This is a genomic window from [Clostridium] cellulosi (assembly GCF_036762875.1).
In the GTDB taxonomy this organism is placed as follows: domain Bacteria; phylum Bacillota; class Clostridia; order Oscillospirales; family Ethanoligenentaceae; genus Ruminiclostridium_D; species Ruminiclostridium_D cellulosi.
Genome location: NZ_JBAIZF010000012.1, coordinates 41,101 through 53,366, shown reverse-complemented (window position 1 = coordinate 53,366; position 12,266 = coordinate 41,101). Strand labels below are relative to the sequence as shown.

The 12,266-nt window shown below is 44.9% G+C and carries 9 protein-coding genes; 7 read left to right on the top strand and 2 right to left on the bottom strand.

The window, feature by feature from the left end; translation table 11 throughout:
* Positions 1-145 precede the first annotated feature (145 nt).
* Positions 146-1,495: a D-alanyl-D-alanine carboxypeptidase family protein gene (locus V6C21_RS03810; protein WP_479268374.1), complete on the bottom strand. Its 1,350-nt coding sequence runs from the start codon at positions 1,493-1,495 to the stop codon at positions 146-148.
* Positions 1,496-1,650: 155 nt separating this feature from the next.
* Here V6C21_RS03810 and V6C21_RS03805 point away from each other — a divergent pair, with 155 nt between their 5' ends.
* The 6 genes from V6C21_RS03805 to araD all read left to right on the top strand — a co-directional run bounded on the left by V6C21_RS03805 (position 1,651) and on the right by araD (position 10,039).
* Positions 1,651-2,931 (top strand): O-acetylhomoserine aminocarboxypropyltransferase/cysteine synthase family protein, encoded by a 1,281-nt coding sequence (locus V6C21_RS03805; protein ID WP_034838797.1) that lies wholly within the window; start codon positions 1,651-1,653, stop codon positions 2,929-2,931.
* A 147-nt stretch (positions 2,932-3,078) separates the two neighbouring features.
* Positions 3,079-4,815: an FtsW/RodA/SpoVE family cell cycle protein gene (locus tag V6C21_RS03800; protein ID WP_052659836.1), complete on the top strand. Its 1,737-nt coding sequence runs from the start codon at positions 3,079-3,081 to the stop codon at positions 4,813-4,815.
* A 20-nt stretch (positions 4,816-4,835) separates the two neighbouring features.
* Entirely contained in the window at positions 4,836-6,176 is a 1,341-nt protein-coding gene (locus tag V6C21_RS03795) for a penicillin-binding transpeptidase domain-containing protein (RefSeq protein WP_045085326.1), read from the top strand.
* Positions 6,177-6,198: 22 nt separating this feature from the next.
* A complete protein-coding gene (locus V6C21_RS03790; RefSeq protein WP_479268373.1) occupies positions 6,199-7,302 on the top strand; it encodes a substrate-binding domain-containing protein in 1,104 nt (367 codons plus the stop codon).
* A 370-nt stretch (positions 7,303-7,672) separates the two neighbouring features.
* Entirely contained in the window at positions 7,673-9,262 is a 1,590-nt protein-coding gene (locus V6C21_RS03785; RefSeq protein WP_479268372.1) for a xylulokinase, read from the top strand.
* Positions 9,263-9,343: 81 nt separating this feature from the next.
* On the top strand, positions 9,344-10,039 hold the full coding sequence (araD, locus tag V6C21_RS03780; protein ID WP_034838787.1) for an L-ribulose-5-phosphate 4-epimerase: 696 nt from the start codon (positions 9,344-9,346) through the stop codon (positions 10,037-10,039).
* A 119-nt stretch (positions 10,040-10,158) separates the two neighbouring features.
* Here the strand turns inward: araD and V6C21_RS03775 are convergent, their stop codons facing one another.
* Positions 10,159-10,797: a hypothetical protein gene (locus V6C21_RS03775; RefSeq protein WP_034838785.1), complete on the bottom strand. Its 639-nt coding sequence runs from the start codon at positions 10,795-10,797 to the stop codon at positions 10,159-10,161.
* Positions 10,798-11,043: 246 nt separating this feature from the next.
* Between V6C21_RS03775 and V6C21_RS03770 the strand changes: the two genes are divergently transcribed.
* Complete coding sequence (locus V6C21_RS03770; RefSeq protein ID WP_045085324.1) at positions 11,044-12,066, top strand: SDR family oxidoreductase; 1,023 nt, start codon at positions 11,044-11,046, stop codon at positions 12,064-12,066.
* Positions 12,067-12,266: the final 200 nt, after the last annotated feature.

The window sequence follows — 12,266 nt, the reverse complement described above, 5'->3', positions numbered from 1 at the left end:
TCGCCCTGATAGATATTCATTTATAATCCTTAACTTCCATTCGGCACTATGCGGTGATTTACCCATAAAAAATCCTCCTAAAGTAGTTTTGGATATTTCCATGGTCTACTTTAGGAGGATCATATCATTAATACCGGGGCTTTTCTTAATATCTTTTATATTTATATTTCTTCATTCTTCGCCTGTTAAGCATGCGCTTGCGTTTGTTAAAGTGAACGCTGAGTATTATATAAACAATAAGCAAAATTACCAGCAGCACCGCAACTATCTTGAACCATATGGAATTGAAGAATTTTGTTATTATGGAAAGGATATAAAGCGACATGCTGCGGTCAACATTTTCGCTCGCCACCAGTTTCACGGTGCCTAACTTCTGCAATTTCCCGTCTGCGGTGATAAGCATTACATCTTCGCTGCCTATCACATCACCTTTTTTGATGGGGGCTGTGACTCTGCTCGGCACATGCACATCAATCTTGAGGTCAGAAGTTTTAAAGGAGTTAGGAACTAATGCATTCAACTGGGTTTCTGGCTTCAAAAGCAGCTTGGTTTTGTTCGCGGCAAGCTCAACTGAAACCTGGGCAGCAGTGTCAGTGGTTTTCACTACTGGTTTTATATCAAAGTTCCCGAAAACCCACTTATACAAAGCCTTTGTCTCTGAAAAAGCGGTGTTGACACCGTCTTTCATCTCACCGCCCATTGCAACGCAGTAATACGTCTTTCCGTCTTTTTCGGCATAGGATACGAGACATTTGCCCGCCGGCGTCGTGGAACCCGTCTTTATGCCCTTAACATATTTATAATAGCTCTTAGTCATGTTCTCCATGATAAGATAATTGGTGTTTCTTAAAATGCGCTCTTCTTTAACTATGTTGGTCGGCGGCAATTTATATGTCTGTGTGGCAACAATGCTTTTAAGTTTGGGTATCGTCATTGCATACTTTGCAAGAATGTAGACGTCGACAGCAGTCGTATAATGATCCGGGTCATGGAGCCCGTGTGGGTTTACATAGTGAGTATTCTTAAGGCCTATTTCCTTGGCCTTTTTATTCATTTGTTCGACAAAATCCTCAACCGAACCGGAGGTTACGCGCGCGAGCGTATTCGCTGCGTCATCGCCGGACTTGATAAGAATACAGTTTAAAAGCTGCTCAATTGTCAGCTCTTCCCCGGCTTTCAGCGGAACCTTGCTGTCATAAGGAGTAAGTTCAGCGAGATCCTCTTGTTCTACAGTTACCTTTGTATCTAATTTGTCTTTAAATTTTTCACAAACGAGTATTGCCGTCATAAGTTTCGTTATAGACGCCGGATATACTTTTTCATTTTGATTTTTCTGGTAGATAACAGTATTGACGTCTGTATTGATAAGGTATACAGCATTAACTGTTGGCGTTGTGGGAGGATTCCATAGGGCAGATGCCTTTAATGCAGAAAATTCCGATAGTGTTAAGCAAAAAATCAGCAAAAAAATTACACTTTTTATTGGTTTACGCATGGACAACTCCTCTAAAATAGATGTATTATATATAAGAACTATGTAAATTCTGAATTTATTTAAAATAATTTTAGGCTTCTCTAAAGCACATCTGTAATAATTATAACAGCCTTTGAGCAAAAATGAAACGATAAATTAAAAAGGAGTTAGACAAAATGAAAAAACCAGGTTTTGACACCCTTATGATCCACGCGGGACAAACACCGGATACCGATACACTTTCGCGGGGTCTTCCGATTTATCAGACAACGGCGTATGTATTTAAAAACGTAAAACATGCCCGCGACCTGTTCGCATTAAAAGAAGAAGGCAATATCTATACAAGGCTCCAAAATCCTACAAACGATGTCCTTGAAAAGCGTATCGCAGCCCTTGACGGCGGTATAGGAGGACTTGCGGCCTCTTCCGGACACGCGGCGATGTTTATGACCTTCGCAAATCTTTGCTCACAGGGCGATGAGATTGTTTCGTCTATCTGCATTTACGGCGGCGCCATTAACATGATGGGAGTATCTTTAAAGAAGCTCGGCATTAAAGTAAACTTCGTCGACCCGGACGATTTCGACGCTTGGGAAGCCGCAGTGACAGACCGCACCAAGGCGTTCTTCGTTGAAGCCGTCGGCAACCCGAACGCAAATGTGGCAGATATCGAAAGAATTGCAAAAATTGCGCACAGCCACGGTATTCCCCTTATAGTCGATTCCACCTTTACTACGCCTTACCTCCTGCGGCCAATTGAATGGGGTGCCGATATTGTCATCCATTCGGCGACCAAATTCCTTGGCGGGCACGGCTCATCTATGGAGGGTATTGTCGTTGATTCAGGCCGCTTTGAATGGCTCGGCAATCCACGCTTCCCCGATTTCAACAACCCGGACGAAAGCTATCACGGCATTGTTTATGCAAAAGACTGCGGCAACGCGGCCTTTATCAACAAACTGCGCGCCAACGTAATGCGCGATTACGGTGCCGTTGCCTCGCCGTTTAACTCATATTTAATCCTTCAGGGTGTTGAAACGCTGTCGCTGAGAATGCAGAGGCACTCTGAAAATGCCCAGCGTATAGCAGAATACCTGAGCGAAAGCCCATATGTCAAGTTTGTCAACTATCCTGGGCTTAAATCAAGCAAATATTACGAACTCGCTCAGAAGTACCTGCCTCGCGGGTGCGGCGGCGTATTCACTTTCGGCCTCAACGGCGACAGAAAAACCTGCGAAAGGTTTATTGAGTCACTACAAATCTTCTCACACGTTGCAAACGTCGGCGATGTCCGCTCACTCGTAATCCATCCGGCTTCGACAACACATAGTCAGCTTTCCGACGAACAGCTTGCCGCCGCCGGTATTACTCCGACAACGATACGGCTGTCAATAGGCCTTGAAGACGTCAACGACCTTATAGACGACCTCGAGAACGCCATGAAAGCAGCCCAATAACATAAAATTAGCTACATCATCGTCCCCGCCCAAAAGGCGGGGATTTCCTTTTCTGGCAAGTTGAAATTTATTCTGCATTGCGATAAAATGAAAAATAATTAATTTTTAAGTCAGGAGAAACGGATTATATTGTCTTTAGTCTGTAATATGGAAGTTGCAGTCCTTAATTTGAACAATCTATTCTGCGATGTTGATTTAACAAGTTCATCAATTGATTTTGTATCTGCATTTTTATCGACTTTTTCGCAGATTTATACCTTTGCAGTCCGGTGGATAATGCCGTTGCTCGCTATAGCTATTGTGGTCAGATGCGTGCTGCCCCTTATTTCAAAGCGCCGGAAGAGCGCCCCATGGGGATATCTCATCATGCAAAATGGCGTAGAACTGCCGCTCTATCATTGGGAAAATTCAATCGGACGAAGCAGGCTGAGCGATGTTGTTCTGAACTTCCCGTTTATTTCGCGAAGCCATGCAGTTATTACCCTTTCCGAAGGCCATTGGGTGATAACCGACCTTGATTCCAAAGGCGGCGTTCAGGTAAACGGCGAGGATATAACCGAACCGACCATCGTTACCGAAAGTGATGTTATTTCCCTCGCTGGCCTTGAACTCAGGCTGAGAAACGCCGACGCGGCAGCGATTGCTGAACGCACTGAAGAAAACAGCGGCGTGCAATTGTCCCCCGGCAGCACTATGCTGATGATTGTTATTTTTCAGATTTTGGGCGCACTTCAGCTCTTTTTGGCAGCGGGCAAAGACATCAAACCCACCGTAATACTCGCTTTCTTCTTGTTCATAGTTGCGGAGAGTATCCATTATTTCATTTTTAAACACGGGGTAAAGTCTTTTGAACTTGAGATGCTCGCATATTTCCTCTGCGGGATAGGGCTTTTCGCCGTGGCAACCCGCTCACCCAACGCTGTCATAAAGCAATTTGTTGCAATCATTATCGGTATTGCGGGTTATTCCGTTTTCCTTTTCCTACTCCGAGATCTTGACCGCGCGCAGAAAGTTAAATATGTAATAATGGCCGCTGCGGTCGTCCTCCTTTTGCTCAACATTTTTCTTGGACAAGTTCGAAATGGAGCCAGAAACTGGATAAGCCTCGGTTTATTCACAATTCAGCCGATGGAGTTTGTCAAGGTCGCGTTTGTGCTCGCCGGAGCGGCAACCCTTGACCGATTGCTCACAACGCGAAACCTGACTTCGTTCATAGTCTTTTCCGGCGCATGTATCGGCACACTTGCGATTACAAAGGATTTCGGCACAGCGCTGGTCTTTTTCTGCGCCTTCGTCGTCATTGCGTTTATGCGCTCCGGTGACCTGCGAACCATTGCACTTATCTGTGCCGGCGCCGGTCTCGCCGGACTCGCCGTTATTTCCTTCATGCCGTACGTTTCATCGCGCTTCGCCGTTTGGAGGCATGCGTGGGAATATGCAAACTCCAAAGGTTATCAGCAGACGCGCACTATGGTCGCTTCTGCAAGCGGCGGTCTTTTGGGCGTCGGAGGCGGGAAAGGATATCTTAAAAATGTCGCTGCTTCCGATACCGACCTCGTATTCGGAATTGTCTGCGAGGAATGGGGGCTTATTATCGCCCTCACGGTGGTTTTCGTAATAGTGTTCTTTGCCTTTTATGCTGTGTTTTCTGTAAAAAGCTGCCGCTCATCTTTTTATTCGATATCGGCCTGTGGGGTCGCCGCCATTTTCCTTATGCAGACCGCGCTCAATGTTTTCGGCTCGGTGGATATACTTCCGCTCACCGGCGTAACGCTGCCGTTTGTCTCAAACGGCGGTTCATCAATCGTCACCTGCTGGTGTCTGCTTGTGTTCATCAAATCCGAGCGGTTTGTGCCACGCAGAGCAGTCAAAAGTTTAACCTGAAAGGGACGGACTTTTAGAACATGAAAATTCAATCTCGGCGTGCTGTCATAGTTTTATTCCTCCTTGGATTCTTTATATTCGGAATAGTATTCTTTGTCAGCTCTTATTTAAAGAATGCTTCAACATGGGTGTTCTATTCCGGAAACAAGCACATATATAAAAACGGCCGGATAAGTACAGGTACAATCTATGACCGGAATGGGCTTACCCTTTTCAGCACTGAAGGCGGCAAAGTAAAATATAATTCGGATAAAACGATACGCACCGCAGTCATGCATGCGGTAGGCGATTCCGAAGGCAATGTTTCAACCGGCGCATTGTATGCTTTTAAAAAGCAGTTGAGCGGCTGGAACCTTGTAAACGGCGTCTATCATGGCAATGGAAGCGGAAACGCCATCAGCCTCACTATTGACGCAAAGCTATGTGCTGTCGCCTATGAGGCTTTGGCTGGGCGCCACGGAACGGTCGGCGTATACAACTATAAAACCGGCGATATCCTCTGCATGGTCAGCACCCCGTCCTTCGACCCGGAAAATCCTCCGAAAGTTGACCCGGATTCGGAAGAACACAATGGAATATATATGAACAGGCTGCTGTCGTCGACATATACCCCTGGCTCTGTCTTTAAACTCGTGACGCTTGCCGCCGCAATTGATAATATTTCAGGCGTAACTGACAGGACCTTTAGATGCAACGGGACACTTAAAATCGACGGCGGAAAGGTGACGTGCCCTTCTTCCCACGGGAAGCAAAATCTTAGCGAGGCGCTTGCAAACTCATGTAATACCGCCTTCGCCGAGCTTGCTATAGAGGCCGGCGCAAATCAATTACAAGCATACGCACAAAAAGCAGGGTTTAACTCTGTTATGTATATAGACGGCATAAAAACCGCACAGGGAAAAGTAGATGTCACTGCCGCAAGCAAAACCGATTTGGGTTGGGCAGGCATCGGACAATATACCGACACCGCAAACCCGGCTACCTTTATGGCTTACATGGGGGCCATCGCAAATAACGGCGTCAGGGTTACGCCAAAGCTCCTTTTAAACTCAAAGAGCAAACAAACCAGTGTGTTGTCACCTGACACCGCCGACAAAATTAAAACGTATATGCGCAACGACACTATCCTAAATTACGGTGAAAGAAATTACCCCGGCCTCCACCTGTGTGCAAAATCCGGTACCGCTCAGATTAACGGTCAGCAGCCAAACGCGTGGTTTGCTGGGTTCTTGGACAGAAAGGACTGCCCCCTCGCCTTTGTCGTGGTCGTTGAAAACGGCGGCGCAGGCAGCAAGGTATCAGGCCCTATCGCGGGAAAGGTTCTGCAGGAAGCAGTCAAGACGTATGCCGGAAAGATGTAAAAATAACGAAAGGAGTAGGGTATTGGAAGGACTTAAATATAAATATGAAAGCCTGTATCATCATCTAAAGAATCAAATACTCAATGGGACACTTAAATATGGCGACAAAATACCGCCCGAAAATGAATTGGCATCACAATTTTCATTGAGCCGTTATACCGTTCGGCGGGCAATAGAGCTTTTAACCAATGAAGGGTTGCTCGAAAAGCGGCATGGAAGCGGCACATTTGTTAAAAATACAAGTACTGCGTTAAACCGAAGCAATGTTATCGGCGTCATTACTACATATCTCGACGACTATATTTTCCCGAGCATAATAAGGGGTATAGAAACAGTCCTGACTCAGCATGGATACTCCTTAAGCCTCGGGATTACAGAAAACAAAACTGAAAAAGAAACCGCTTGCCTGCGCTCTATGCTGGATCAGAATATCGACGGACTTATTATCGAAGGCACAAAGAGCACACTTGTCAACCCGAACATCGCACTCCTTGAAACAATAAAGTCACGCAATATCCCAATAGTATTTATCAACAGCAACTATCCTGATTTTGAAAGCTCATACGTGATGATGGACGATGAAGGCTCCGGAAAAATGGTTGCTGATTATTTGTTGGATCAAGGGCACAGGAAAATAGGCGGAATATTTAAGTTAGATGATATACAGGGGCACAGACGTTTCCGCGGAATAGAAAAAGCCTTATACGAAAGGCATGTCCCAATATGTGAAGATTCTTTTATCTGGTACACTACTGAAAATATGGAATCCATTTTCCGCCCGGAATACGATCGCCTTTTTTTGCAGAGGTTTAAAGATATTTCCGCACTGATTTGTTACAATGACCAAATAGCGGTGAAAGCCATGCAGACTTTTGAGCGCAACGGCATATCTGTCCCGTCAGATATCTCCGTTGTTGGATTTGATAATTCAGATCTCTGCGAACTATCTCATGTTAAGCTGACATCTGTTACACACGCGCGAAAGGACATGGGAGAATCCGCCGCCAGAACGCTGCTGGAATTGATGTCAAAGAAAAAAAATGACAAATCTCAGATTAAAATTTATCTCAAATCTGAGCTTATCGTCCGGGATTCCGTAAAAAAATATGAACCGCGTATTCCTTGACATACATATTGTGGTGTTCTATTATATAATTAGTTGTACGGATAAATATAACATACGTATGACTTATAGAAAATATGAACAAAACTTTTCCTCATTAGCCGGCTCTGGTTAGCATAACAGTAGTATAGGGATACATATTTAGGCGAGTTCCAGCGTCGGCGCAAGACTCAGACTACAAAATTTTGCGATAATTTATGTGAAACTGCGGCATCATAGATAAATAGAAGTGTGAACCGAACCAGTGCTTTGTCATAGTCGCCTTGTATCTAATAGTCAGAAAAGGTTCGGACAATTCTACTAATGTCTAAAAATTCCCGATTGCGGGAAGTTAATGCGCTGCAGAATAAAAACCATAGAAAGGTGATTTGCATTGAAAGAGTTTATTGAAAAGGGGCAAACAGCACTTGGAATCGAGTTTGGTTCCACACGGATCAAGGCGGTATTAATTGGCCCAGATTATACTCCAATCGCCTCCGGAGCACATGATTGGGAAAACCGCCTTGAAAACGGAATATGGACATACACCCTCGACGATATCTGGACAGGTATCCGGGACGCCTATGCCAAGTTGGCCGCTGATGTGCAGGATAAATACGGCCTAAAGCTAAAAACGGTGGGAGCTATAGGTATCTCTGGCATGATGCATGGTTATCTGCCGTTCGACGCCAATGATAACCTGCTGACATCTTTCCGCACATGGCGTAATACAATCACAGAACAGGCGGCAGCAAAATTAACTGATGTTTTCAAATGCAATATACCCCAGCGGTGGAGTATTGCGCATCTGTATCAAGCGATTCTAAACAAGGAATCTCATGTAAAAGATATCGCCTTCCTGACAACATTGGCTGGATATGTGCATTGGAAACTGACCGGCCAAAAGGTACTCGGCATCGGCGAGGCGTCGGGCATGTTCCCGATTGACAGCAATACGCTCAATTATAACAGCCGGATGATGGAGCAATTTAAGCAGCTGATAGCCGAATACAATTTCAAATGGTCACTCGACAGCATTTTGCCAAAAGTATTGACCGCCGGTGAAGAAGCCGGAACATTAACCGCTGAAGGAGCAAAATTGCTGGATCCTACCGGAACATTACAGCCGGGTATCCCAATGTGCCCGCCCGAGGGCGATGCCGGCACCGGTATGACTGCCACAAACAGCGTTGCGGTGCGCACAGGAAATGTAAGCGCCGGTACATCGGTGTTTGCAATGGTGGTGCTTGACAAAGAGCTTTCCAAAGTCTACACCGAGCTTGATATGGTAACCACCCCTACCGGCAAACCAGTAGCGATGGTACATTGCAATAACTGCACCGGCGATCTGGACGCATGGATTAAGTTGTTTAACGAGGTGCTCGTTGAGTTTGGAGTCAACGTTCCCAAGTATAAGCTTTATGACCAACTTTACTTCAAGACTTTGGAAGCAGATACCGATGCAGGCGGCCTTGTGCATTATAATTACTTCTCCGGTGAACCGATTACGGAGCTGTCTGAGGGAAGGCCCCTTTTCGCCCGTCTGCCAGACGCCAAGTTCAACCTCAAAAACTTTATGCGGAGCCTTGTTTATTCCACAATGGCCACGCTCAAAATCGGCATGGATATCCTGACTGAAAAAGAAGGCGTTAAGGTAGAGAAGCTGCTGGGACACGGCGGTCTTTTCAAGGCCAAGGGTGTTGCACAAAAGTTTTTGTCCGCTGCGCTCAATGTGCCTGTGGCGGTTATGGAAACCGCGGGAGAAGGCGGTCCCTGGGGAATGGCTCTGCTTGCGGCATATATGAAGCAAAAAGGTGAAAACGAAACTTTGGAGGATTTCTTGGCAAATAAAGTCTTTGCTTCTGCTAAATACGACATAGTTTCACCAGAGCCAGACGACAAAAAAGGCTTTTCGACTTACCTTAACCGCTACATTGGCGGTTTGGCTGCCGAGCGCGCCGCCGTTGAGCATATAGTGCGCTGATATGCAGTAGCCGTATATGCACAACTTTGCAGCGCTGATACAAAAGTAAACATCTAATATATTTTTAAGGAGTCGAAATCTATGCTCGAAGAATTGAAACAGCGCGTTTTAAAAGCAAATCTTGACCTTCCAAAGCACAACCTTGTTGTATTCACATGGGGCAATGTTTCCGGCATTGACCGCGAGAGCGGGCTTGTCGTAATTAAACCTTCCGGTGTACCATATGAAGAGCTTAAGGCTGAAGATATGGTTGTGGTAGATTTGGACGGCAATAAAGTTGAGGGCAAACTTAACCCTTCTTCAGATACACCGACACATTTGCAGCTTTACAAAGCATTTAAAAACATCGGCGGTATTGTCCATACACATTCACGCTGGGCAACCATTTGGGCGCAGGCAGGTCTGGGCATACCCGCTCTCGGAACAACTCACGCAGACTATTTTTATGGTGAAGTTCCCTGCACTAGAAAGATGACGCGCGAGGAAATAGAGGGAGAATATGAAAAGGAAACTGGCAAAGTCATAATAGAGCGTTTCTCTGGCATGAATCCCGACTATGTCCCCGGCGTCCTTGTCCATTCACACGGGCCTTTCACATGGGGCAGTTCGCCGGAAGAAGCGGTTTATCATTCCGTAGTTCTCGAAGAAGTGGCTATGTTGGCATGGCATACACTTACGCTGCCCGGTGCTGATAAAGGCCCCATGCAGCAAGAGCTGCTCGATAGGCACTTTTTGCGTAAACACGGTCCAAACGCCTATTACGGCCAAAAAGGCTGATTCTAAGTAACCCCTCCAAGCTGAATATATATTTAAATACCAATCTTGTAACTGCGCAAAACGGCCGTCTCAAAGAAATTTACTTTGAGACGGCCGTTTTTTATGTATTTATTATTAAACTACAATATCTTCCTGTGCAGGACGTTACCTAATTCGGCATTTAGATCAAAAATATAGCGAAACAAATCGTTTACCATTGCCTTTTTATGCTGCTGCGGGGAAAGCAAATAGCAGTCTATAAGCCTGTCTCCCCTCTTCGCCCTGTAATAAAGCCTGTGATTGCCGTCGACTACCAGATAACGCTGATTGAGATACGGGAATTCGGCGACTATAATGGGCCTTTTGTTATGTTTTGCCCGCCTAAGCCCGTTTTTGGTGATTCCACTTAAGTTGACGAGGTTTATAAGCTTATCCGTTTCCATCTTTATGGGCTTGATATTCGACGCAGATATAATTGACTTAAGCTTTCTTACACTCCAGATAAGGTTATAGTAATCGTTCCCGATACCGGTCTCAAAATACTTTTCATAATATTCATCGCTTTTTCGCAAGGTACGCCTTATCCTTCGAATATTATAACGATATATCACCGCAAGCTCATTCTTATATTTGTCAATCATAAACTGCCTTTGCTTTTCATCATTGTTGGGATAGCCATGATAAGAGTTAAACAAAAATTCTATTGTGTCATCAAGACTAAATATATCGCTCTGTTTAATCCTTCTGCCGCTTCTTAAATACCTGACAAGATGTTTCATTATATCCGCCCCGCTGTATTTATCCCTATGATTAAATATATGAATGTGCAGGGCAATATTACATCAGGGAAAATTTTATAATAATACTATTGGCGGCAAGCATATAAGGCACTGTAATTGCCGGGTAAAATATTAGTAGATACTCAAATGAAACCCCGTTATGGGCTTAACGTTTGTGATATAATAAATTTGCAATATAAAATTCGGCAATTTACTGCATATTATTTTTTACCGGAGGCAAAATTTATGAAAGTTTTGTTCATTGGCGGAACCGGCAAAATCAGCATGGCTATTTCAAGGCAGCTAATTGAGGCAGGGCACGAATTGTATCTCCTTAACCGTGGCTCAAGAAACAGCGAACTCGGTGGCAGCGTCAAAACCATAACAGCGGATATTCACGACGAACAAACAGCAGCAAAGCTCTTAGACGGACTTACATTTGATGTAGTCGCAGACTTTATCGCATTCGACACTCCGGATGTCGAAAGAGATGTAAGGCTGTTTGAGGGCAAAACTAAACAGTATATTTTTATCAGTTCAGCTTCCGCTTATCAGAAGCCGCTTTCCGATTACAGGATTACAGAAAGCACACCGCTTGCAAATCCTTACTGGGAATATTCAAGAAAAAAGATTGCCTGCGAAGAATATCTGTTAAAGCGGTACAGGGAGACAGGGTTCCCTGTTACCATTGTAAGGCCCAGCCATACCTATGATGAACGCAGTATCCCGCTCGGTATTCACGGCGAAAAAGGAAGCTGGCAAGTAGCAAAGCGTATGCTCGAAGGAAAGCCGGTGATTATCCAAGGCGACGGCACATCACTTTGGACAATGACGCATAACTCCGATTTTGCAAGGGCATTCATCGGCCTTATGAACAACATTCACGCCATCGGACAAGCTGTCCAGATTACCTCTGACGAATCGCTGACCTGGAACCAGATTTATGAATGTATCGCCGACGCTTTGGGCGTTAAATTAAACGCCGTCCACGTCTCATCTGAATTTTTAGCGGCCTGCAGCAATGATAAATATGATTTCTATGGGTCCCTTCTCGGCGACAAATCGAACTCCGTCGTTTTCGACAACACAAAATTAAAAAGGCTAGTTCCCGGTTTTACGGCACAGGTTCGCTTTGACCAAGGCGTTAAGCAAACTGTCAATTACATCTTAAAGCACCCGGAACTTCAAGTCGAAGACCCGGAATTCGACGCATGGTGCGACAAAGTCATTAAAGCCCTCGATGACGCCATAAAAGCAGTCAAACAATAAGTTTTCTTAAGGACTTGCCAGGGCTTATCCCAGATTAAATCCGAGGAACAGGGATAAGCCCTGCGCAAAGTCTTGCGGCAATATGAACTCAAAAAATAAATCCCATTATTTTCATGCTATGGAACAAAAAGTTTGTAATTTATACTTGACATGCAATATATCGTGTATTATAATATAAAGGCAGTCGAGAGACAGAGCAA